This window comes from Burkholderia sp. SJZ089 (assembly GCF_007828315.1).
In the GTDB taxonomy this organism is placed as follows: domain Bacteria; phylum Pseudomonadota; class Gammaproteobacteria; order Burkholderiales; family Burkholderiaceae; genus Burkholderia; species Burkholderia gladioli.
In genome coordinates this window covers 91809-113688 of the sequence record NZ_VIUM01000018.1, presented here as the reverse complement: position 1 = coordinate 113688, position 21880 = coordinate 91809, and the positions used below count along the sequence as shown (strand labels likewise).

Genomic DNA, 21880 nt, shown 5'->3' with positions numbered 1-21880 from the left:
GGTGGAGCTCAGACCGCTCGACAGCGAGGTGACGTTGCTGTTAGTCGTCGACAGACCGCTAGAGACTGACGAAGACAACGATCCGACATTACTGTTTGTGGTGCTCAGTCCAGACGACAGCGAGGTGACGTTGCTGTTAGTCGTTGACAGGCCGCTGGAGACTGACGAAGACAGCGACGACACATTGCTGTTGGTGGAGCTCAGACCGCTCGACAGCGAGGTGACGTTGCTGTTAGTCGTCGACAGACCGCTGGAGACGGACGAAGACAGCGATGACACATTGCTGTTGGTGGAGCTCAGACCGCTCGACAGCGAGGTGACGTTGCTGTTGGTCGTCGACAGACTGCTGGAGACTGACGAAGACAGCGATGACACATTGCTGTTGGTGGAGCTCAGGCCGCTCGACAGCGAGGTGACGTTGCTGTTAGTCGTCGACAGGCCGCTAGAGACGGACGAAGACAGCGACGAGACATTACTGTTGGTGGAACTCAGACCGCTCGACAGCGAGGTGACGTTGCTATTGGTCGTCGACAGACCGCTGGAGACGGACGAAGACAGTGACGACACATTACTGTTGGTGGAGCTCAGACCGCTCGACAGCGAGGTGACGTTGCTATTGGTCGTCGACAGACCGCTGGAGACGGACGAAGACAGCGATGACACATTGCTGTTGGTGGAGCTCAATCCACTCGACAGCGAGGTGACGTTGCTATTGGTGGAGCTGAGGCCGCTCGACAGCGAAGTGACGCTGCTGTTAGTCGTCGACAGACCGCTGGAAACGGACGAAGACAGCGACGCCACATTGCTGTTGGTGGAGCTCAATCCACTCGACAGTGAGGTGACATTGCTATTGGTGGAGCTGAGGCCGCTCGACAGCGAAGTGACGTTGCTGTTGGTCGTCGACAGGCCGCTGGAGACAGACGAAGACAACGATCCGACATTACTGTTTGTGGAGCTCAGTCCGCTCGACAGTGAGGTGACGTTGCTATTGGTGGAGCTGAGGCCGCTCGACAGCGAAGTGACGTTGCTATTGGTCGTCGACAGCCCGCTAGAGACAGACGAAGACAACGACGACACATTGCTGTTGGTGGAGCTCAGTCCACTCGACAGCGAGGTGACGTTGCTAGTGATCGTCGATAGTCCGCTGGAAATTGACGTCGCGCCCGAGGACAACGATGCCACCGTGCTGTTGGTGCTCGACAGTCCTGACGAAAGGGACGTCACCGAGCTGCTGGTCGTGGATAGTCCGGTCGAGAGCGATTCAACGCTGGTCGAAGTGGACGACGACAGCGACGCGACGTTGCTGTTGGCCGTCGACAAGCCGCTGGAAATCGAGGTCACGCCGGATGACAACGAAGTTACCGAGCTGTTGGTACTCGATAGGCCGGACGACAGGGAAGTCACGGAGCTTCTGGTCGTGGACAAACCAGAAGACAGCGACGTGACATTGCTGTTCGTGGAGCTCAGTCCGCTCGAGAGCGAAGCCACATTGCTGTTGGCCGTCGACAGCCCACTGGAAATCGAGGTTACCCCCGACGAAAGCGAAGTCACCGAGCTATTGGTACTCGACAGCCCCGAGGACAGGGAAGTCACCGAGCTGCTGGCGGTGGACAAGCCGCTGGAAAGCGAGCCGACGCTGGTCGAAGTGGACGACGACAGCGAAGCCACATTACTGTTGGCAGTCGACAGCCCACTGGAAATCGAAGTCACCCCCGACGAAAGCGAAGTCACCGAGCTATTGGTACTCGACAGGCCCGACGACAAGGAAGTCACCGAGCTGCTGGCAGTGGACAAGCCGGTGGAAAGCGAGCCCACACTGGTCGAAGTGGACGACGACAGCGAAGCCACATTACTGTTGGCCGTCGACAGCCCACTGGAAATCGAAGTCACCCCCGACGAAAGCGAAGTCACCGAGCTATTGGTGCTTGACAGCCCCGAGGACAGGGAAGTCACCGAACTGCTGGCGGTGGACAAGCCGGTCGAAAGCGATTCGACGCTGGTCGACGTGGACGACGAGAGCGACGCGACGTTGCTGTTGGCCGTCGACAGCCCACTGGAAATCGACGTCACGCCGGATGACAGCGAAGTCACCGAGCTGTTTGTGCTCGACAAGCCGGACGACAGCGAGGTCACCGAGCTTCTGGTGGTGGACAGCCCGGAAGACAGGGAAGTGACATTGCTGTTCGCGGAACTCAGTCCCGACGAAAGGGAGGTGACGTTGCTGCTGGCGGTGGACAGGCCGCTGGAAAGCGAGCCGACGCTGGTCGAAGTGGACGACGACAACGAAGCCACGTTGCTATTGGCCGTCGACAACCCGCTGGAAATCGAGGTCACCCCCGACGACAACGAAGCCACATTGCTATTGGCCGTAGACAACCCACTGGAAATCGAGGTCACCCCCGACGACAACGACGCGACATTGCTATTGGCCGTCGACAACCCACTGGAAATCGAAGTCACCCCCGACGACAACGAAGTCACCGAGCTATTGGTGCTCGACAGCCCCGACGACAGCGAACCGATGGAGCTCGTCGTCGACGACAAGCCCGACGACAGGGACGTGACGCGGCTATTCGTGGTGGAGAGCCCGCTCGAGGTCGAGGTCGACAGGCTGGCGATCGAGCTGGTGGTCGTGCTCAGGCCGGTGCTGAGCTGCGAAACCGTCACGGCATCGGTCGGCGCCGAGCCGTCGGCGACATTGGTGATGCGCCGCAGCGCGGTGGCCGAGCCCACCGACACTTCCGAGGTCGGCGCCGCCTGGCCGGTCAGGAAACCGGTGGTGGTGGGCGCGGCCGCGGCGGTGGTGCTGCCCGAGCCGATCGCCACGCTGTTCGCATACTGGGCGGAAGCGTTGGGCCCCAGCGCCACGGCGAACTGGTCCGATGCGGTCGCTCCCGCCCCGGCAGCCAGCGAAGAGGTGGCCGTGGCGACCGAGAACCGGCCGATCGCGATCGAGGTTGCACCCGACGCGGTGGCGCCACCGCTGCCCGTGCTGTTGCCGCCACCGATCGCGATGGCACTGCTGCCGGTTGCGAGCGTGTCGTTGCCGATCGCGGACGCGCCCACGCCTTGCGCGTTTGAACCGGAGCCGACTGCAATCGCGCTCGAGGCAGTCGCCACGGCGTTGTGGCCGAACACGGTGGAAAACACGCCGGTGGCGGTGGCGCCGTTGCCGATGGCCATCGAGGTGGAGCCGGTGGCGGTCGAGCCGTAGCCGAGTGCCATCGAGGCCGCACCGGTCGACGTCGCGTTCGAGCCGAGTGCGATCGAGCCGGTGCCGCTCGCGGTGGTGTTGCTCGGCGCGAATATCCCGAGCACGGCCGCATTGCCGCCGATCGCGATGGTCGAGGTCGAGGACGCCACCCCGCCGCCGGTCGCGTACTGCGCCTGCGCGACCTGGTTGGTCGCGCCGGCCACCAGCACCGCGGTGGTTACCGCCTTGGCCACGGCCGACTTGTTTGGTTTTCCCCGTGCCGAATCGTTTTCGGAAGCAGCCACCCACGCCCCGAGAGATTCGTTCCAGATCGAGCGGTAATTGCGATTCATGCGGTCTATCTCCACGGACCCGTGCAATGAATCAGGCAGTTTCAGTCGCCGTCTATGCCTTGCGCGGGGAAACCAATCAATTGCGCGGATTCTATTGGAGGCGGCTAATATCAAATGAAAACAACTGCAAACTGCCTGAGATCAACTGTGAAACATTGTTGTCGATTACTGCTCCATCGGTCTGTTAAATTTCTTCAAGAGCTGGTAAATCGTTTGCGTTGAGCCTGCGTGGACGTCGAAAAATCCGTGTTTATTTGGTTGAAGTTGTTGATTCTAAAAGATATTCAACAATTTTACAGGATCATGCCGTGATATTTTTGTCATCGAAAATTGACAATTCTGCATTTTTTCACTATGGAATCAGAGTTGGAAATTGACGAAAAATAAACCTCAATAAATCTATCCGTTTGATTATTAACCATGTCGCAATCTATTATTTTTTTGAATTGTTTAAATATATATTGCGTTGCGGAAAAAGTAGGAATTGGGATGAATCGCTGCGAGCCGCCCGGCGTCGCGGGAGGCTGGTCCCGATGGAATGACCGGTTTGAAACTCGAGAGGGATCGACGGGAATTTCAGACAGGGACGTGGGTAATCCCGTCCACGATCACGGCAGGGCGCCGCCCGCCGGCACGGGCCGCGTCCCGACATGCGGACAGATGGTGACGAAGTGTGTCGTGACGAACGACGCGCGATCGCAGGCGTTGTCGGCCGGCAACAGCCGTGTGCGCATGCAGCAGCTATCGCGATCGATGCACGCGAGGAGGCGAGACGGAGGAGCGCAAGGAAAGAAAGGTGCCGATGCAACCAACCGGCCGCGCCCGATGCGAGCGCGGCCGGGCCACTTCTCAGGCGGCTTACTTCTTGATGAACTTCAGGGCGAGGCGGGCCATGCGGGGGACGAACTTCGGACGCAGCAGCCGAGAATCGTAGCCCGCCATGCGGCGCTCGTTCTCGGCCAGGCAGAGTTCGATCAGCTCACGCGGCTTGAGCGCCTCGTTGCCGACCGTCGCCGCGGCATTGGCCGGAAAGTTCGCATCGTGGGCCACGCCGTCGGTATCGATGCCGCGCGCGATGCCGATGCGGTCGCGGATCAGCGTGATCCAGATCGCCGCGACGCGCAGGAAGAACCACGGCCGCTTCCACCAGGGCAGGTTGCGCCAGTACCAGGCGTACCAGTTCACGAAGAACAGGATGTGGCGGCCTTCTTCCTGGATCACGGGCTCGAAGGTCTCGACCAGTTCCTCCGGGAAGAAGCCTGATTGCTGGGCCGAGCGGAACAGCCCGAAGGCGAAGAAGCTGTCGATGCATTCGCTGAAGCCCGTCAGCACCCAGGCCCATTCGGGATCCGTCGGCGCGGGATAGGGCGGTTCGGGCGCGAGGGCGATGCCATAGGCTTCCACCAGCTTCGATAGCACCACCTTGTGGCGCGCTTCCTCGCCGCCGTCCATCTGCAGCGCCGAGCGCAGCAGCGGATCGGCCACGGTGGCGGCGAAGGTGGCCACCCGGATCGAGGCGCGGCCTTCGGTCTGGACCGCGATGTCCCAGATCGGCAGCGCCGTGAGCCGCTTCAGTTCGGCCGGCGATAGCGGCGGCCAGTCGATCACGGCCGGTTTGTAGGGGTTATGAGTGTCGAGGAGCATTCGGCAGAACATCTGCTTGTGCGCCTCTGAGCCGATGCGGACGGGACCGGTGCTGTCATGCGCCCAATGGCGCATGGCGTGATCGGCCGCCTGCTCGTGCTGTAGCGTGTCGGACATGAGCTTGATCTGAGTGTCTGGCGGGAAATCGCAGCTGCTTATTCTTGCATAGGCAGTCGATTTTCGCGTTTTCGGGCCAGGACATTGCCCACGTCCGTCTTGCCGAAGCTCAACTATGCGCGTCGATCCAGATGCGCCCCCAGCGCGAGGCGTAGGCCAGCGCGTGGGCCTCGTCGAAGAAGAAGTCGATCGCATCGAACGAGTAGGCGCGGGAGGGGCCCGCGGCGGTCTTCTCGATGGTCAGGTTCGCGGCGAACAGCCCGTTAGGCTGGCGGGCGGCCGCAGGCGCCATTTCGTAGCCTTTGTAGCGGATCGGACGAATCATTGCAGGACGAAATCGAGTACGGGAGTATGCAGCGTAAGCCGCGCGCGAGCCGGCCGGAACCAATCTTTCCGGCGAAGCATATGCGTGGCTCGGCGCGAATGCATATGGCCCGGCACGATGCCGCGCGGGCGGATGGAAAACGGAAGGAACTGCAAAAAACAACAAAAAAGGCCCCAAAAGGGCCTTCAGGCATGCCGAAAACGGCAAGAAACCGCAAAGTCGCCAAAATTCGCCGACCCCGCCGCCCGGTCGAAGCCGGCGCGACGCTCAGTTCGAGGCGAGCTTGAGCACCGGGGCGGCGATCTGCGTCGCGGCGCGGTGCGAGGCGAAGGCCAGCGCGAACTCCGCGGCCTGCGCGCCGACCGTCTCGAGCTGGCCGGCGACCTTGGCGTCGGAGCAGGTGTCGGCCGTCTCGAAGCGCGTCTCCAGCGTGTTGACGGCGGCGCCGAACGGCGTCGGCCAGCCGCGCAACGCGTGGACGATCGAGCGCAGCGAGCTCAGCACCGTGCCGGCGGCCTGCCAGCCATAGGCGGTGACGATCACGCCTACCGCGCGTCCATCCAGGTAGGGGCGCTGGTCGGCACGCAGTTCCTCAAGCGTGTCGAGCGCGTTCTTCACCAGTCCGGACACGCCGCCGTGGTAGCCGGGCGTCGCGATGATCACGGCGTCGGCTTCGCGCACCGCCTCGATCAGCTCGATCTGGGATTCGCTCAAGCCTTTTTGTTCCGGCGCGTAATGGGGCAGGGAATGCAGGAACGGGCCGTCGAACAGCCGCGTGCGCGCACCGGCCGCCTGGGCGCCGCGCAGCGCGAAATTCAGGGCGCGTTCGGTCGACGAAGCCGCGCGGGTGGTGCCGCCGATGCCGACGATGAACGGCCGGCGGTGTTGATCGAATGCAGTCAAGATGTGCTCCCGGGAATGCGGTGCCTGATCAGACAGGCTCGAACGAGCATGTTAACGAGCCGTGCCGGCTGCGGGAAACGACTTTTCGTTCTATCGATATGCCTTTGCGCGAGGCAAGTCCTGGCCGCCGGAGCTCGTTTGGATAGCAGAAATGCTTGGTTCGACCGGCCCCGGCCCGTCGATATGATCGTTTCATGGCACCTCGCTGGTGTCGTCTCTGACATGGGTTGGCCCCGCCCTCGGCAACGTCGGCGGGGCATTTTTTCTTGGTCCCGGCGGCTTGGGCGGCCCGCGGCGGAAATCCGGCGCGCCGGGTCCGAGCTTTCGGGCCTAACATGAGGGCCTGCCCAACCAGACCGCTTCGTTTCGATGAGTACCATCCTCCTGACCGGTTTCGAGCCCTTCGGCGGCGACGCCTTCAATCCTTCCTGGGAAGCCGCGCGCTGCGTCGACGGCGAAACCCTCGCCGGCGCGCGCGTGGTGGCGCATCGCCTGCCCTGCGTGGTCGAATCGGCGCCGCGCGCGCTGGCCGAAGCCATCGAGGCGACCGATCCGGCGCTGGTGCTGTGCCTGGGTCTGGCCAGCGGCCGTCCCGACGTTTCGGTTGAGCGAGTCGCCATCAACGTGATCGATGCGCGGATTCCCGACAATGCCGGGCGCCAGCCGATCGACGAGCCGGTGGTGGAGGGCGGCCCGGCCGCCTATTTCTCGACGCTGCCGATCAAGGCGCTGGTGCGCGACCTGCGCGAGGCCGGGATTCCCGCCTCGGTTTCGCAGACGGCCGGCACCTACGTCTGCAACACCGTCTTCTACGCGCTGATGCACTTCGCCGCCACGCAGCGTCCTTCGCTGCGCGGCGGTTTCATCCATGTGCCCTGCCTGCCCGAGTTGGCCGCGCGCCATCCCGGGCTGCCGAGCCTCTCGCTCGATACGCTGGCCCAGGCGATCCGGATCATGGCCGTTACCGCGCTCGAGCGACGCGAGGACATCCGGCTGGGCGCCGGCGCCGTGCATTAAGACGGCGGGGCGCCGTTCGAGATCGAGACGGTCGACTCGGGCAATCGCCGCACGATCTTCAGGAAACCTGAGCATCCTCGTTGTCATGGGAAACCAGTGCATGCGCAACCAACCACCATCGAGCGCGCGAGCCGGTGCCGCGAAGCTTTCAGGCCTGATATCGCCGGCCGGGCGGTGGTGCGACCGGGTTGCACCTGCCGGGGCCGGCCGGATCGAACGATCGTGCGCCGAAGGGGCAGCGGGCCGCATCGGCGATCGGACATGTTCTTGTCGAATTGCGACCTCGCCGCTTGTGTTTTTCCGCCGTGATCCGCGCCGCGCGTCGCTCATGCCGCGTTGCGGGATCATGGGGCACGATCCGCGTCCATCAAGGCTTTTCGCCTGACGCGGCGCCGCAAGCGGGCCTCCGCCGCCGCGTCTGCCGCGCCGGTGCTGGCGGAGCACGACAAATACCCGTGTCGTATTTGCGCAAGCGACTGTCGGAATTCGTCGGCTACCCCAAGTTTTTTCTGGCAACCATTGAGGCACGCTCTGATGGTGAGCCCCAGCTACACGAGGAGAAGGTTTCGATGGATGCCCCCAAGGTCGTAGTCGAAGGTCTGTGCAAGGTTTTTGGTAACAACCCGAAGCAGGCGCTCGACATGCTCGCAGCCGGGTCGACGAAGGACGATATTTTCAAGCAGACCGGCCAGGTGGTCGGGGTGCACGACGTATCGTTCGACGTGCAGGAAGGCGAGATTTTCGTGCTGATGGGCTTGTCCGGTTCGGGCAAGTCGACGCTGATCCGCCTCGTCAACCGCCTGGTCGAGCCGACCGCCGGCAAGGTGCTGATCGACGGCCGCGACGTGGCCTCGGTGCGCCGCTCGGAGCTGACCGCGCTGCGCCGCACCGACATGAGCATGGTGTTCCAGTCCTTCGCGCTGATGCCGCAGCGCACCGTGCTGTCGAACGCCGCGTTCGGCCTGGAAGTGGCCGGCGTGGGCCGCAAGGACCGCGAGCGCCGCGCGATGGACGTGCTCGAGCAGGTCGGCCTGGCCGCGTTCGCGAAGAAGCTGCCCGCCGAGCTGTCGGGCGGCATGCAGCAGCGCGTCGGCCTGGCCCGCGCGCTGGCCGTCAACCCCTCGCTGATGATCATGGACGAGGCCTTCTCGGCGCTCGATCCGCTCAAGCGCAAGGAAATGCAGAACGTGCTGCTGCAGCTCCAGAAGGAGCAGCGCCGCACCATCATGTTCGTCTCGCACGACCTGGAGGAGGCGCTGCGCATCGGCACGCGCATCGCGATCATGGAGGGCGGCCGCCTGGTGCAGGTCGGCACGCCGCAGGACATCATCGCCAACCCGGCCGACGATTACGTCCGCGCCTTCTTCGAGGGCATCGACACCAGCCGCTACCTGACCGCCAGCGACCTGATGCAGACCGGCGCCGTGCCGATCGTCTCCAGGCTCGACGCGGCCAACGTGGCCGCCACGCTCAACGGCAGCGCCGAATACGCCTTCGTGCTCGACGAGGCGCGCAAGATCCGCGGCTTCGTCACGCGCGACGCGCTCGGCATGGCCGCGCCCGACGTGCGCCAGATCGAGTCCATCCCGCATGACGCCACGCTCGACCACGTGGTCGAACGCGTGGTCGCCAGCCCCAACGCGCTGCCCGTGGTCGACGACCAGGGCTGCTACTGCGGTTCCGTCGATCGGGCCGTGCTCCTGAAGGCCATCACCCGTTCGCGAGGCTCCCATGTCTGAACTGATTCCGCTCGGCACCTGGGTCGACCAATCCGTCCGCTACCTGCTCGACCACGACGCGAAGACCTTCGACACGATCGGCCAGGTGATCGAGAGCCTGGCCGCGCTGGTCGAGCACGGCCTGCAGGCGATCCCGATGTGGCTGCTGATGGCGATCTTCATCGGCGTGGGCCTCTGGCGCGTGGGCTGGCGCTTCGCGATCTTCACCACGCTGGCCCTGCTGCTGATCTTCGCGACCGGCTTCTGGGACCAGACCGTGATCACCCTGGGCCTGACGCTGTCGTCCACCATCATCAGCCTGGTGCTGGGCATCCCGCTCGGCATCTGGGCGGCCAAGAGCAAGTGGGTGTCGGCCATCGTGCGGCCGATCCTGGACCTGATGCAGACCATGCCGGCCTTCGTCTACCTGATCCCGGCCGCGATGCTGTTCGGCCTGGGCCGCGTGCCGGGGATCCTCTCCACGGTGATCTTCGCGATGCCGCCGGCGGTGCGCCTGACCAGCCTCGGCATCCGCCACGTGAACCGCGAGATCGTCGAGGCCGGGCAGGCCTTCGGCTGCACGCCCTGGCAGCTGCTCTACAAGGTGCAGTTCCCGAATGCGCTGCCCTCGATCATGCAGGGCGTGAACCAGACCATCATGATGGCTTTGTCGATGGTGATCATCGCCTCGATGGTCGGCGCGGGCGGCCTGGGCAACGACGTGCTGGCCAGCATCCAGCGCCTCGACATCGGCCTGGGCTTCGAGAGCGGCCTGTCGGTGGTGCTGCTCGCGATCATCCTGGACCGCATCACGGAGAGCTTCGGCCGTGCCCCGGGCGCTGCCCGCGCGCCGCTGTTCTCGGGCTTCCGCCAGTTGTTCGGCATGAAGCCCGCCGTGCAGGCCTGAGGCCGGCACTCCCGCCTTTCCCGTTCCATCCGCTTCGCTTCTGTTGCCGGTGCCGGCGGCCACATGCCGCCGGGGCCGGCTTCGTGCAACCTGCTCCTGCCGGAGAGCGACCGTGAGCCTTGCCGTCGACACCGTTCCCGTCGCCCGCGCGACCTCCGCCCCGTCGCTCGCGCATTTCGGTTTCCTGACGCTGCCGCATTTCTCGATGATCGCCTTCAGCAGCGCCGTCGAGGTGCTGCGCATGGCCAACTACGTGGGCCGCGCCGAGCATTACCGCTGGTCGATCCACTCGCTCGACGGCGGGCCGGTGCAGGCCAGCAACGGCATCGCCGTGCGTCCCACCGAGGCGCTCGACCTGGACGGCCCGCTGCCCGACGTGATGATCGTGTGCGGCGGGATCCGCATCCGCGAGGTGGTCGACGCGCGCACCCGCGAGGCGCTGGCCGGCCTGGCCGCGCGCGGGCTGCCGCTGGGCGGGATCTGCACCGGCGCCTACGCGCTGATGTCGGCGGGCCTGCTCGACGATTACCGCTGCACCGTGCACTGGGAGAATCTCTCGGCGCTGCATGGCGAATTCCCGCAGGTGCGCTTCGCCGACGAGCTGTTCGTGGTCGATCGCGACCGGCTCACCTGCACCGGCGGCACCGCGCCGCTCGACCTGATGCTGAACCTGGTGGGCGCGCGGCTCGGCCAGCACCTGGCCGCCCAGGTATCCGAGCAGTTCATCCTGGAGCGCATCCGCGGCGCCGGCGATCCGCAGCCGATCCCGGTCGATGCGCGCGTCGGTTTCTCGCGCGCCGAGCTGGTGGAGGTGGTGCGGCTGATGGAGGCCAATATCGAGGAACCGCTCTCGCTCGATGAACTGGCGCGCCTGGTGCGGCTCTCGCAGCGCCATCTGCAGCGCATGTTCAAGGTCTACCTGAACGTCTCGCCCACCCACTATTACCTGACGCTGCGCCTGAAGCGCGCGCGCGACCTGCTGCGCACCACCGACGCCTCGATCGCGCGCGTCACGACGATCTGCGGTTTCCATTCGCCCTGCCATTTCAGCAAGGCCTATCGCGCGCAGTTCGGCCACGCGCCGAGCTACGAGCGCCGGGCCACGCCGACGCGCCAGTGAGGGCCTGGCGCACGCCCGCTTGCCTATGAATCGAACGACGTGTTGAACCCAGCTGAGGAGAGAAGAAGATGAAACGATTCCTGATCACGGCGGCCTGCGGGCTCGGGATGGCCGTGGCACCCTGGACGGCGGCGCAGGCGGCCGACCCGCAAGCCTGCAAGAGCGTGCGTTTCGCCGATGTCGGCTGGAGCGACATCGCGGCCACCACCGGCCTGGCCTCGGCCATGCTTGCCGGGCTCGGCTACACGCCGACCAAGACCATCGCCTCGGTGCCGATCACCTTCGCCGGGATCAAGAGCAAGCAGATCGACGTGTTCCTCGGCTACTGGTCGCCGACCATGGACCCGATCATCGCGCCGTTCACCAAGGCCGGCACCATCAAGGTGCTGGCCACGCCGAACCTGACCGGCGCGAAGTACACGCTGGCGGTGCCGGACTATGTCTACCAGGGGGGCCTTAAGTCCTTCGCCGACATCCAGAAGTTCGCCGACAAGCTCAACGGCAAGATCTACGGCATCGAACCCGGCAACGACGGCAATGCGCTGATCAAGAAGATGATCGACGGCAACCAGTACGGGCTCGGCAAGTTCAAGCTGGTGGAGTCGAGCGAGGCGGGCATGCTGGTGGAGGTCAATCGCGCGATCCGCGACAAGCAATGGATCGTGTTCCTCGGCTGGGAGCCGCATCCGATGAACGTGCAGTTCAAGATGGACTACCTGAGCGGCGGCGACGACGTGTTCGGCCCGAACTACGGCGAGGCCCGCGTGCTGACCGCCACGCCGCCCGACTACGCGGCGCGCTGCCCGAACGTGGCGAAGTTCGTCTCGAACCTGCAGTTCAGCACCGAGATCGAGAATCACGTGATGGTACCGATCATGAACAAGCAAGACCCGAACAAGGCTGCGGCGGCGTGGCTCAAGCAGAATCCGCAGCAGCTCGACAAGTGGCTGGCCGGCGTGACGACCTTCGACGGCAAGCCGGGCCTGCCGGCGGTGAAGACCTACCTGGGCATCCACTGAGGTCGTAGCGGCGTCTTCGCGAGGTGAACGAAGGCCGGCCCCTCGGGGCCGGCCTTGTCGTTCGCTGCGGGCGCCGCCGTCAGACCGGGATCGAGCCGCCGCGCAGGCGGATGCCGAGCCGGATCAACTGGATGATGCCGGCCGACAGCAGCCGCAGGCCGGTGGGCAGGTCGCGGCGGCGGATGTCGAGCAGCAGCACGATGCGCACCTCGTCGCTGTCGTTCCAGACCTCGTGCACGAAGGTGTCGTCCCACAGCAGGAACTGGCCGTCGTCGAGACGATGCTCGCGGCCGTCGATCTTCAGCACCGCGGCGGCCGTGCCGTCCTCGCGCTTCGGCATCGACAGCACCAGGTAGCCGCGCAGCACGCCGCGGAACGGCCCGCGATGCGGCGGGATGTGCTTGCCGGGCGCGAGGAAGGATAGCGAGGCCGACAGCACGTCGGGCGAGGCGTCGACGATCTCGCTCAGCGCCGGGCAGCGCACGCGGTTCTTCTCGAAGCGCACGCCGTAGGCCTGCATGATGAACATGCGCCAGTCGCGTGCGTCGTTGTCCGAAATATCGGCCTGCTCGCGCATGATTTCGTGGAAGCGCGGGATGCGCGGCAGGTCGCACGCCACCGCCAGCGCCTCGGCGCGGATCGCCTGCCAGGCGGCGGTGAAGCGCCGTGCGTCCGGGAACAGCGTCGTCGTGTCGAGCACGGCGGCGCTGCGGATCTTGCGGTCGTAAAGGTGGCGCAAGGTGCGGGCGCCGAAATCGTAGAGAGCGGCCATGATGGGTTTCGATTGGCCCGCCGGGTTTTCGGTTCGCCTTGCAGCACGAAAGCTTGCGACCCTGAATGCGAGCGTTGATCGATCATCCCAGATGTGGTTTACGCCTAGCTAGCTGAGCTGTAACAATCTGTGTCAAACGAGCGGTCGATGGTCGAGCTCGCCTATTTCGCGAAGAAGACCTATCTCGGCGCGAGCGTGGCCGGCATCGCCTATCCCGTGACATTCCTGACGATGCTGACCTACCTGCCGTTCTTCTTCCAGACGGCGCTGCATCGCTCCCCGCTCGAGGCGGGCCTGTTGATGCTGCCTCTCGCGGTTCCGCTGTTCGCGGTGCCGCGCGTGGTGTCGGTTCATCTCGAGCATCGCTTGTCCGGGCGTGCGCTGCTTTCCATCGGCCTGGTGCTGGTGGCGGCCGGGCTGGCGGTCGCATCGTTGACGGTCCGATCCTTGAGTTACGCCAGCGGTGCTGGTGCCGATGTTCGTCGCTTCGCTGGGCGGCGGCATCCTCAACGGCCAGGTCGCGAAGGTCAGCATGACGGTGATCCCCGTCGAGCGCGCCGGCATGGCCTCGGGCGTCGCCGGCACCTTGCGCTTCAGCGGCCTCGTGCTGGGATTCGCCGCGCTCGGCGCCGTGCTCGTCGATCGCATCGCCGCGGACGTCCAGCTGCATTACCCGTTGCTGGACGCGGGCCGGCAATTGGCCATGACGCGCCTGATCCTCGACGGCCATCTCGGCGACGCCGCTTCGCTGGCGGGGGCACGGGACGGTGTTGCGCCGATGCTGGGGGCCAGCCTTGCCCAGGGACACACGGGGCTGCTGGCTGTCGCGTCCGCGCTGGCCTTTCTTGCCGCGGCCCTGTGCTGGCGGCTGGTCGATCCGCTCGAAACCCGTCCCCTGGTCAGCGCCGCGCCGCTAGCCGTCCAGGCGCTCCCGGATTGACGCCGGGCGCCGCGAACGCGCCGCCCTCGATCGTGCCGCGGGCCGGGCCATCCACTCCTCGTACAAGGACAATGCCATGCAGGATCATCAGGAAGCCGGCAGCCAGGCCGCCCCTCATCACGTGGACTCGGTGACCGCGAATCCGGAATCGGTTTCGCGCCGCAAGGCGATCGCCGGCCTGGGCTTCTTCGGCGCGGCGATGGCGGCCCTGGTGGGCAACCGCGCCTGGGGGCACGAGAGCGTGCAGGGCAGCTTCGGCAACGAGGTGCTCGCCTTGCCGCCCGGCCCACGGAGAGATGGACGAGGAGGAGCGGGCGATCAAGATTGCGCGCGCGATGCAGGCCGGCCCGTCGCAGATCACTCGCGATGCCACCGTGGCCGAGATGGACATGCACGGCAACATGTCCAGGATCCTGCGCCAGGGCAGCAACGGCTGGGTCTGCACGCCGGGCAACGAGAACCGGATCGGGGATCCGCCGATGTGCGTGGACCGGATCGGCATGCAGTGGTTCAAGGACATTCACGACCGCAAGCCGCGCCCGTCCATCACCACGCCGGGGCTTTGCTATATGCTCTGCGGGGCGACCCAGCAGAGCAATAGCGATGCCCTGGACACCACCAGCCCGGCGATTCCGATCGGGCCGCACTGGATGGTGCTCTGGCCGTTCGATGCCGCGCATTGCGGGCTGCCCACCGACGTGCGCGACGCGGGCGCCTGGATCATGTTCGCGGGCACGCCCTATGCCTACCTGCACGTCTGCGGTTCGCCCTGGGTGGGCAACTCGTACACGCCGGGGGATCGCGCCGTGTGGACCATGCGCTACGCGAAATCCAATGCTTGAGGAGCAGCCTGCATGCCGGAATCGATCGTCGAGCAGGGCGAAGGCGCGCATGCGTTGGACACCCTGATATGGAATGCCCTGTCCACGCGGCAGGCCGAATTCGCGGTGCCGGGCGAGCGCGTGCTGCGTTTCCAGCCCGAGGTCGCGCCGTTTGCCGCGCTGGCCGACCTCACGCCCGCATCGTTCGGCGCCTTGCACGAGTCGATCGAACGATACGGGCCCGCCGCGCTGGTGACGGTCGACGAGATCGAGCCGCCCGAGGGGTTCGACGTGCTGCGGCGCGCGACGCTGATCCAGATGGTCGCCGAGCGCGAACCCGAACCCGTCGCGCTCGAGCACGTGCGGCTCGAGTCCGGCGACGTGCCGGACATGCTGGCACTGACCGCCGCGACCCAGCCGGGGCCGTTCGGGCCGCGCACCATCGAGCTGGGCCGCTACCTCGGCGTGCGCCGGCAGGGAAGGCTGGCGGCGATGGCCGGCGAACGCCTCAGGATCGACGGCCACGCCGAGATCAGCGCGGTCTGCGTCGATCCCGCGTTTCGCGGGCAAGGCCTGGCGGCCGGCTTGATGCGGCTGCTGATGGCGGCCATGCGCGCGCGCGGCGAGATCCCGTTCCTGCACGCGGTGGCGTCGAACCAGAATGCGATTGCGATCTATCGTGCGATGGGTTTCGTCGCGCGGCGCGAACTGCATCTGCTGGTGCTGGGCGACGCCGGGGCCTGATTGCCCGGCCGGTTCATCCAGGCTCACGCGGCGCGACCCATGGGTGGTCGCGCCCTCCTGCCGTCGAGCAGGCCGGCTTCGGCAAGCGCGACTCCGCCCTGACACGTGGCGGCGATTCGCCGGCGAGCCTCAGTGCCGCTCGTCCTCGATATGCGCGCAAATCACGTCGGCGAACGAAGCGTCGCCGACCAGGCCCAGCGATTCGGCGCGCGAGGTATCCCACCGCCCTGGCCAACTGCCGACGATGGCCACCACGCGCGGGTCGATCTCGTGGCGGATCCAGGCCACCGGCGCGTCGCCGGCCACTTCGCGCAGCGCCTCGATCATCTCGCCCACGCTCACCGAGATCCCCGGCAGGTTGATCACGCGACGCTTGCCGAGCCGCTCGCCGTCGAGCTCCAGCCCGGCCACCAGCGCGTCGATCGCGCGGCGCGGCGAAAGCAGCCAGAGCCGCGTGTCGAGCGGTACCGGGCAGATGGTGTCCTCGCCGTTCAGCGGTTCGCGGATGATGCCGCTGGCGAACGAGGAGGCCGCTGCGTTCGGGCGCCCCGGGCGCACGCTGATGGTCGGCAGGCGCAGCACGCGCCCGTCGACGAAGCCGCGCCGCGTGTAGTCGCCCAGCAGCAGCTCGGCGATCGCCTTCTGCGCGCCGTACGAGGATTGCGGGTTGAGCGCGGTCTCGTCGAGCACCACCTCGGGCAGCTCGCCGCCATAGACCGCCACCGAGCTGGTGAACAGCACGCGCGGCCGGTGGCCGAGCGTGCGGCAGACTTCCAGCAGCGAGCGCGAGGCGTCGAGATTGATGCGCATGCCGAGCTCGAAATCGGCCTCGGCCTGGCCGCTGACGATCGCGGCCAGATGGAAGATCGCGCCGGTTTGCGTATCGATCGCGCGCTCCAGCACGGCGCGATCGGCGATATCGCCGACCAGGGTCTTGACGCGCGCATCGCTGAAGCCGCTCGCCTCGACCACGTCGAGCAGCAGCAGTTCGTCGATGCGCTCGGGCGCGCCGTTCGGGCCGGCCAGTTCGCCGCGCGCCAGCAGTTGGGTGGCCAGGCGCCGGCCGAGGAAACCGGCGCCGCCGGTGATCAGGACTTTCATGGAGGTGTCGTTCGCGTGAGGTTACAGGTAGGGGCGCAGCCAGCCGAGCCCTTCGGAGGTGCCGGCTTTCGGGCGGTATTCGCAGCCGATCCAGCCGTCGTAGCCGAGCGTGTCGATCAGCTCGAACAGGTAGGGGTAGTTCAGCTCGCCCAGGTCCGGCTCGTGGCGCTCGGGCACGCCGGCGACCTGGATATGGCCGATGCCGGCGAAGTCGCGCTTGAGCTTCACGGCGATGTCGCCCTCGACGATCTGGCAGTGGTAGCAATCGAACTGCACGCGCAGGTTCGGCGCGCCCACCTCGCGGCAGATCGCCTGCGCGTCGTCCTGGCGGTTCAGGAAGTAGCCGGGCATGTCGCGCGTGTTGATCGGCTCGATCACCACCAGGATGCCGGCCGCGCGCGCGGCCTCGGCGGCATGCGCGAGATTGCGCAGATAGACCTCGCGATGGCGCGCGCGATCGGCGCCGGCCGGCAGCAGCCCGGCCATCACGTGCAGCTTGTCGTTGCCGAGCACGCGCGCGTAGTCGAGCGCGGTGTCGAAGGCGCGGCGGAATTCGTCCTCGCGGCCCGGCAGCGAGGCGAAGCCGCGCTCGCCGGCCGCCCAGTCGCCCGGCGGCGCGTTGAACAGCGCCTGCACGAGGCCGGCGTCGGCCAGGCGCGCCTTCAGCTCGTCGGCGGCGAAGTCGTAGGGGAACAGGTACTCGACGGCCCGGAACCCGTCGCGCGCCGCGGCGGCGAAGCGCTCGAGGAACGGGTGCTCGGTGTACATCATCGAAAGATTCGCGGCGAAGCGTGGCATGGCGGCGGTTCCGTCAGGAGAGTGGAGCGGCGCCGCGCGCTGCCCGTGTCGACACGAGCAGCGCGCGGCGGCGAAAAATCAGCGGTTCACGAGTTTCGCGGGCGTCAGCCAGACGGCGATCGAGCCGATCACCAGCATGCCGGCCAGCATGACCATGCCCGAGGCGGTGCTGTGCGTGGCATCGCGCAGGTAGCCGATCACATAGGGGCTCGCGAAACCGGCGAGGTTGCCGACCGAGTTGATGATGGCGATCCCGGCGGCCGCGGCGCCGCCGGCCATGAAGGCGGTCGGCAGCGACCAGAACAGCGGCGCGCAGGTCAGCACGCCGCCCGCCGCGATCGACAGGAACAGGATCGACACGGCGGTATTGTGCGGGAACATGGCCGTCACCGCGAAACCCACGGTGCCCATGGTGGCCGGGATGATCAGGTGCCAGCGGCGCTCCCGGCGCTTGTCCGAGCTGTGGCCGAACAGGTTCATCACCACGATCGCGACCAGGAAGGGGATCGCCGAGAGCAGGCCGATCGTGAAGTTGTCCTGGATGCCGGTGGACTTGACCAGGGTCGGCATCCAGAAGGTCAGGCCATATTGGCCCGTCACGAAGGTGAAGTAGATCAGCGACATCCACCACATGCGCGGATCGGCGAACACGGCGCGCAGCGAATGCTTCTCCTTCGATTTCAGGTGCGGCTGCGCGTCGATCTCGTCCTGCAGCAGCTGCTTCTCGCGCTGACTGAGCCACTTGGCCTGGGCGATGCCGTTGTCGAGGTAGAGCAGGGTCGCGATCCCCACCAGCACGGCCGGTACCGCCTCGATCATGAACATCCATTGCCAGCCGTGGAAACCCGCGCCGCCCTGGAATTTCGACATGATCCAGCCCGACAGCGGGTTGCCGAAGATGCCCGAAACCGGGATCGCCGACATGAACACGGCGATGATCCTGGCGCGCCGGTGGGTGGGGAACCAGTAGGTCAGGTAGAGGATCACGCCGGGGTAGAAACCCGCCTCGGCCAGGCCTAGCAGGAAGCGCAGCACGTAGAACTGGGTGGGAGTCCTCACGAATGCGAACGCGGCGGAAAGCAGGCCCCAGGTGATCATGATCCGCGCGATCCAGATCTTCGCGCCGATGCGGTGCATCAACAGGTTGCTGGGCAGCTCGAACAGGAAGTAGCCGACGAAGAAGATCCCCGCGCCGAGCCCGAACACGGTCTCGCTGAAGGCCAGGTCCTGCGACATCTGCAGCTTGGCGAAGCCGACGTTGACGCGGTCGAGGTAGGCGACCACGTAGCAGAGCATCAGGAACGGCACGATGCGCCAGAACACCTTCTTGTAGGTGGCGTCGAGTTCGGCCGGGCCGGCCTGGGCGGCGGCGGGAGTCGCCGTGGCTTGATACGGGGTCATGCTTGTCTCCAGGTGGTGGCGCGCGCGATTCGTTTCGCGCGTCGTCGATGCGCGTGGCCGCCGTTTGTCACGCCGCCACGCCGTCGCGGCTCCGGCGCGAGGCGGGAGCCGCGCCATGCCTTGTCCTACCAGCGCGTGCCGAACACGGCGCCCAGCTCGTCGAGCGCGGTCGCGTCGAGCGGCGCCGGCTTCGGGTCGGTCATCAGCCACAGCCGCGCGGTTTCCTCCAGCTCCTCGAGCACGGCCGAAGCCTGCTCGACGCTCGGCGCCCAGACCACCGGGCCGAGCCGTTCGAGCAGCACGCCGCGAACGCGATCGGCCAGCGCCGCGACCTCGGCCGCCACGGCCGGGTCGCCGGGGCGCCGGTAGCGGATCAGCGGGATATGGCCGACCTTCATCACGTAGTAGGGCGTGATGGGCGGCAGCACGTCGTCGGCTTGCCAGACGCCGGCCAGGGTCAGCGCCACCAGATGGGTGGAATGGGTATGGACGATGCCGCGCGATGCGGGGCTGCGTTCGTAGATGCCGCGATGCAGGGCCAGCGTCTTCGAGGCCTTGTCGCCCGAGACCTGCTGGCCGGCCAGGTCCACCTTGGCGATGCGGGCCGGGTCGAGCCGGCCCAGGCAGGCGTCGGTGGGCGTGATCAGCCAGCCGTCGTCGAGCCGCGCGCTGATGTTGCCGGCGGTGCCGACCGCGTGGCCGCGCGCGTAGAGGCTGGCGCCGACCGCGCAGATGGTCTCGCGCAGGGTGTGTTCCATGCTCATCCGAGGGTCTCCAGTTGCGCGAGCGCCTTGGCGAAGAAGTCGACGGCGCCGAAATTGCCCGACTTCAGCGCCAGCGCGAGCCCGCCGTCTAGCGTCGCCGTGGCCGGCACGCCGGGGTCGATCTGCGCGCCGATCTGCAGCGCGCGCACGCCGAGCGCCTGCACGACAGCGCCCGAGGTTTCGCCGCCGGCCACCACGAAGCGGCGCACGCCGCGCGCCTGCAGGCCGGCGGCGATCTCGGCGAGGGTGCGTTCGACCAGCGCGCCGGCGGCTTCCACGCCGAGCTGCTGCTGGATCGCCTTGACCTGGTCGGGCATGGCGGTGGCGTAGATCAGCACGGGCGCGGGCAGATGCTGTTCGGCGAAGGCGAGCGCCTGGGCGGCCACTGGCTCGCCGCGCGCGGCGGCCAGCGGATCGATGCGGAACGCGGGACGGCCCTGCGTGTCGCGCCATTCGGCGACCTGCGCGTTGGTGGCCCGGGAGGCGCTGCCGGCCAGCACCACGGCCTGGCCGTCCACTCTGGGTAGCGCGGCCGCGTTGCCGCGCTCGGGCAGCAGGCCGGCGCGGCGGAAGTTGGCGGGCAGGCCGAGCGCGATGCCCGAGCCGCCCGTGACCAGCGCGTGGTCGGCGCAGGCCTCGCCCACCACGTGCAGGTCCGCGTCGGACAGCGCGTCGGTGATCGCGTAGCGCACGCCGTCGGCACGCAGCGCCGCGAACGCGTCGCGCACCGCCTGCGCGCCGCGCGCGATGATGTCGTGGCGCACCAGCCCGACCTTGGACGGTGTCTGCGCTTGCAGCACGCGCACCAGGTTCGCGTCCGTCATCGGCGTGAGCGGGTGGTGCTCCATGCCCGATTCGCTGAGCAGCGCGTCGCCCACGAACAGGTGGCCGCGATAGATGGTGCGGCCGTTCTCGGGGAAGGCCGGGCAGGCGATCGCGAGCTGCCGGTCGGCGCCGAGCGCCTTGGCCAGCGCGTCGGCGACGGGGCCGATATTGCCGGCGGCGGTCGAATCGAAGGTCGAGCAGTACTTGAAGTAGATCTGGCGGCATCCTTGCGCGCGCAACCAGTCGAGCGCGGCGAGCGATTGCGCGACCGCGTCGGCGGGGGCGATCGTGCGCGACTTCAGCGCGACGATGATCGCGTCGGCGTCGAGCGAGGCACCGGCCTCGGGCACGCCGATCGTCTGGATCGTGCGCATGCCGCTCCTGACCAGCATGTTGGCCAGGTCGGTGGCGCCGGTGAAGTCGTCGGCGATGCAGCCCAGCAGCGGCCGGGCGGGAGCAGCGGAGGAAGCTCGGGAGGAGACGGTCATGGCGGCGGTCGGGATCAGCGGGCGGGCGGCAGCGTGATGCCGGGGAAGGTCTTGATCACGGCCGAGTCGTCCTCGCCGCCGTGGCCGGCGCTCGAGGCGCTCATGAACATCTGGTGCGCGGTGGCCGACAGCGGCAGCGGGAACTTGCTGCGGCGCGCCGTATCGAGCACCAGGCCGAGATCCTTGACGAAGATGTCGACCGCCGACAAGGGCGTGTAGTCGCCGTCCAGGATGTGCGGCACGCGGTTCTCGAACATCCAGGAGTTGCCGGCGCTGTGGGTGATCACCTCGTAGAGCGCGTCGGCGTCGACGCCCTCGCGCAGGCCCAGCGCCATCGCCTCGGCGGCCGCCGCGATATGCACGCCGGCCAGCAACTGGTTGATGATCTTCACCTTCGAGCCCGCGCCGTGTTCGGCGCCGAGCCGGTAGACCTTGCCGGCGATCGCGGCCAGCACGTCCTCGCAGGCCGCGTAGGCTTCGGCCGGGCCGGAGCTCATGACGGTCATCTCGCCCGAGGCGGCGCGCGCGGCGCCGCCCGAGACGGGCGCGTCGAGCATCAGCAGCCCGGCCGCCTCGACGCGCGCGCCGAGCTGGAGCGCGAAGTCGGGCGCGACCGTCGCGCTGGAGATCACTACCGAGCCGGCGCGCATGGCCGGCACCGCGCCCTGTTCGCCGAACAGCACGGCTTCGGTCTGGGCGGCGTTGACCACCAGCGTGATCAGCACCTCGCAGTGCGCGCCGAGCTCGGCCGGCGTGGCGCAGGGCACGCCGCCCTCGGCCGCGAACGCGGCCAGCACGTCCTCGCGCAGGTCGCAGGCGTGGACGCGGAAACCGGCGCGCAGCAGCGAGCGGGCGACGCCCAGCCCCATGGCGCCGAGACCGATGACTCCTACTTGTCGTGACATGGATG

Annotated in this window: 21 protein-coding genes and 1 pseudogene; 8 read left to right on the top strand and 14 right to left on the bottom strand. The window is 66.9% G+C overall.

The genetic code is table 11. The annotated features are described in order from the left end of the window. From FB600_RS37855 to FB600_RS28630, 5 genes are all read right to left on the bottom strand, one after another. On the bottom strand, window positions 1-3546 hold a 3546-nt coding region (locus FB600_RS37855; RefSeq protein ID WP_409995282.1), incomplete at its 3' end, for an ESPR-type extended signal peptide-containing protein. A gap of 608 nt (window positions 3547-4154) precedes the next feature. After that, the gene (locus FB600_RS37845) at window positions 4155-4280 is read right to left on the bottom strand and encodes a hypothetical protein (RefSeq protein WP_255222473.1); all 126 of its coding nucleotides are present in this window, start codon (window positions 4278-4280) and stop codon (window positions 4155-4157) included. 124 nt (window positions 4281-4404) lie between these two features. Next, window positions 4405-5307: a hypothetical protein gene (locus FB600_RS28640; protein ID WP_046580481.1), complete on the bottom strand. Its 903-nt coding sequence runs from the start codon at window positions 5305-5307 to the stop codon at window positions 4405-4407. Between the two features lie 109 nt (window positions 5308-5416). Further along, the gene (locus tag FB600_RS28635) at window positions 5417-5632 is read right to left on the bottom strand and encodes a hypothetical protein (protein ID WP_013689426.1); all 216 of its coding nucleotides are present in this window, start codon (window positions 5630-5632) and stop codon (window positions 5417-5419) included. 267 nt (window positions 5633-5899) lie between these two features. Continuing rightward, a complete protein-coding gene (locus FB600_RS28630) occupies window positions 5900-6535 on the bottom strand; it encodes an NADPH-dependent FMN reductase (RefSeq protein ID WP_017917979.1) in 636 nt (211 codons plus the stop codon). 369 nt (window positions 6536-6904) lie between these two features. On the opposite strand from FB600_RS28630, the gene pcp reads away from it, so the two are divergent. The 5 genes from pcp (at window position 6905) to FB600_RS28600 (ending at window position 12316) form a co-directional block, all read left to right on the top strand. Continuing rightward, window positions 6905-7552: a pyroglutamyl-peptidase I gene (pcp, locus tag FB600_RS28625; protein WP_145757729.1), complete on the top strand. Its 648-nt coding sequence runs from the start codon at window positions 6905-6907 to the stop codon at window positions 7550-7552. A gap of 569 nt (window positions 7553-8121) precedes the next feature. Further along, a complete protein-coding gene (locus FB600_RS28615) occupies window positions 8122-9291 on the top strand; it encodes a glycine betaine/L-proline ABC transporter ATP-binding protein (RefSeq protein WP_046580479.1) in 1170 nt (389 codons plus the stop codon). Next, window positions 9284-10177, top strand: coding sequence for a choline ABC transporter permease subunit (choW, locus tag FB600_RS28610; RefSeq protein ID WP_025100362.1), 894 nt, complete (start codon window positions 9284-9286; stop codon window positions 10175-10177). The genes FB600_RS28615 and choW overlap by 8 nt, the downstream gene beginning before the upstream one ends. A 112-nt stretch (window positions 10178-10289) precedes the next feature. Then, entirely contained in the window at window positions 10290-11297 is a 1008-nt protein-coding gene (locus FB600_RS28605; protein WP_046580478.1) for a GlxA family transcriptional regulator, read from the top strand. 68 nt (window positions 11298-11365) lie between these two features. After that, window positions 11366-12316, top strand: coding sequence for a choline ABC transporter substrate-binding protein (locus FB600_RS28600; RefSeq protein WP_013689432.1), 951 nt, complete (start codon window positions 11366-11368; stop codon window positions 12314-12316). 79 nt (window positions 12317-12395) lie between these two features. On the opposite strand, the gene FB600_RS28595 is transcribed toward FB600_RS28600, so the two are convergent. Together FB600_RS28595 and FB600_RS28590 are read right to left on the bottom strand one after the other, a co-directional pair. After that, on the bottom strand, window positions 12396-13088 hold the full coding sequence (locus FB600_RS28595; RefSeq protein WP_096752556.1) for an aspartyl/asparaginyl beta-hydroxylase domain-containing protein: 693 nt from the start codon (window positions 13086-13088) through the stop codon (window positions 12396-12398). A 132-nt stretch (window positions 13089-13220) separates the two neighbouring features. Next, window positions 13221-13451 (bottom strand): hypothetical protein, encoded by a 231-nt coding sequence (locus FB600_RS28590; protein WP_145757730.1) that lies wholly within the window; start codon window positions 13449-13451, stop codon window positions 13221-13223. Window positions 13452-13563: 112 nt separating this feature from the next. Between FB600_RS28590 and FB600_RS28585 the strand changes: the two genes are divergently transcribed. The 3 genes from FB600_RS28585 to FB600_RS28575 all read left to right on the top strand — a co-directional run bounded on the left by FB600_RS28585 (window position 13564) and on the right by FB600_RS28575 (window position 15593). Further along, window positions 13564-14028, top strand: a complete 465-nt coding sequence (locus FB600_RS28585; RefSeq protein WP_145757731.1) for an MFS transporter — start codon at window positions 13564-13566, stop codon at window positions 14026-14028. A gap of 296 nt (window positions 14029-14324) precedes the next feature. After that, window positions 14325-14870: a hypothetical protein gene (locus tag FB600_RS28580; protein WP_145757732.1), complete on the top strand. Its 546-nt coding sequence runs from the start codon at window positions 14325-14327 to the stop codon at window positions 14868-14870. 12 nt (window positions 14871-14882) lie between these two features. Further along, window positions 14883-15593 carry a GNAT family N-acetyltransferase gene (locus tag FB600_RS28575; RefSeq protein WP_096752559.1) on the top strand — a complete coding sequence of 237 codons (711 nt, stop codon included), beginning with the start codon at window positions 14883-14885 and terminating at the stop codon, window positions 15591-15593. 50 nt (window positions 15594-15643) lie between these two features. Here the strand turns inward: FB600_RS28575 and FB600_RS38210 are convergent. From FB600_RS38210 to ltnD, 7 genes and pseudogenes are all read right to left on the bottom strand, one after another. Beyond that, window positions 15644-15748: pseudogene (locus tag FB600_RS38210) on the bottom strand (GlxA family transcriptional regulator); the annotation flags it as partial. Next, on the bottom strand, window positions 15723-16694 hold the full coding sequence (gene denD / locus FB600_RS28570; RefSeq protein ID WP_145757733.1) for a D-erythronate dehydrogenase: 972 nt from the start codon (window positions 16692-16694) through the stop codon (window positions 15723-15725). The pseudogene FB600_RS38210 and the gene denD, both read right to left, overlap by 26 nt. 21 nt (window positions 16695-16715) lie before the next feature. Further along, complete coding sequence (otnI, locus tag FB600_RS28565) at window positions 16716-17492, bottom strand: 2-oxo-tetronate isomerase (RefSeq protein WP_013689442.1); 777 nt, start codon at window positions 17490-17492, stop codon at window positions 16716-16718. Window positions 17493-17570: 78 nt separating this feature from the next. Then, window positions 17571-18893, bottom strand: a complete 1323-nt coding sequence (locus FB600_RS28560; protein ID WP_098151704.1) for an MFS transporter — start codon at window positions 18891-18893, stop codon at window positions 17571-17573. A 125-nt stretch (window positions 18894-19018) separates the two neighbouring features. Then, window positions 19019-19657 carry an aldolase gene (locus tag FB600_RS28555; protein WP_098151705.1) on the bottom strand — a complete coding sequence of 213 codons (639 nt, stop codon included), beginning with the start codon at window positions 19655-19657 and terminating at the stop codon, window positions 19019-19021. Then, window positions 19654-20970 carry a 3-oxo-tetronate kinase gene (gene otnK, locus FB600_RS28550; protein ID WP_096752563.1) on the bottom strand — a complete coding sequence of 439 codons (1317 nt, stop codon included), beginning with the start codon at window positions 20968-20970 and terminating at the stop codon, window positions 19654-19656. Before otnK ends, FB600_RS28555 begins: the two co-directional genes overlap by 4 nt. 14 nt (window positions 20971-20984) lie before the next feature. Then, entirely contained in the window at window positions 20985-21875 is an 891-nt protein-coding gene (gene ltnD / locus FB600_RS28545) for an L-threonate dehydrogenase (RefSeq protein WP_096752564.1), read from the bottom strand. Window positions 21876-21880 lie beyond the last annotated feature (5 nt).

Bases quoted from the DNA above. Each gene is read 5' to 3' on its own strand.
- FB600_RS37845 (WP_255222473.1), bottom strand. From the start codon at position 4,280: ATGCGCACACGGCTGTTGCCGGCCGACAACGCCTGCGATCGCGCGTCG.
- FB600_RS28555 (WP_098151705.1), bottom strand. From the start codon at position 19,657: ATGAGCATGGAACACACCCTGCGCGAGACCATCTGCGCGGTCGGCGCC.
- FB600_RS28575 (WP_096752559.1), top strand. From the start codon at position 14,883: ATGCCGGAATCGATCGTCGAGCAGGGCGAAGGCGCGCATGCGTTGGAC.
- choW (WP_025100362.1), top strand. From the start codon at position 9,284: ATGTCTGAACTGATTCCGCTCGGCACCTGGGTCGACCAATCCGTCCGC.
- ltnD (WP_096752564.1), bottom strand. From the start codon at position 21,875: ATGTCACGACAAGTAGGAGTCATCGGTCTCGGCGCCATGGGGCTGGGC.
- FB600_RS28635 (WP_013689426.1), bottom strand. From the start codon at position 5,632: ATGATTCGTCCGATCCGCTACAAAGGCTACGAAATGGCGCCTGCGGCC.
- FB600_RS28600 (WP_013689432.1), top strand. From the start codon at position 11,366: ATGAAACGATTCCTGATCACGGCGGCCTGCGGGCTCGGGATGGCCGTG.
- otnK (WP_096752563.1), bottom strand. From the start codon at position 20,970: ATGACCGTCTCCTCCCGAGCTTCCTCCGCTGCTCCCGCCCGGCCGCTG.
- pcp (WP_145757729.1), top strand. From the start codon at position 6,905: ATGAGTACCATCCTCCTGACCGGTTTCGAGCCCTTCGGCGGCGACGCC.
- FB600_RS28560 (WP_098151704.1), bottom strand. From the start codon at position 18,893: ATGACCCCGTATCAAGCCACGGCGACTCCCGCCGCCGCCCAGGCCGGC.
- FB600_RS28580 (WP_145757732.1), top strand. From the start codon at position 14,325: ATGGACGAGGAGGAGCGGGCGATCAAGATTGCGCGCGCGATGCAGGCC.
- FB600_RS28585 (WP_145757731.1), top strand. From the start codon at position 13,564: ATGTTCGTCGCTTCGCTGGGCGGCGGCATCCTCAACGGCCAGGTCGCG.
- FB600_RS28615 (WP_046580479.1), top strand. From the start codon at position 8,122: ATGGATGCCCCCAAGGTCGTAGTCGAAGGTCTGTGCAAGGTTTTTGGT.
- FB600_RS28595 (WP_096752556.1), bottom strand. From the start codon at position 13,088: ATGGCCGCTCTCTACGATTTCGGCGCCCGCACCTTGCGCCACCTTTAC.
- FB600_RS28640 (WP_046580481.1), bottom strand. From the start codon at position 5,307: ATGTCCGACACGCTACAGCACGAGCAGGCGGCCGATCACGCCATGCGC.
- otnI (WP_013689442.1), bottom strand. From the start codon at position 17,492: ATGCCACGCTTCGCCGCGAATCTTTCGATGATGTACACCGAGCACCCG.
- FB600_RS28590 (WP_145757730.1), bottom strand. From the start codon at position 13,451: ATGCTCGAGATGAACCGACACCACGCGCGGCACCGCGAACAGCGGAAC.
- denD (WP_145757733.1), bottom strand. From the start codon at position 16,694: ATGAAAGTCCTGATCACCGGCGGCGCCGGTTTCCTCGGCCGGCGCCTG.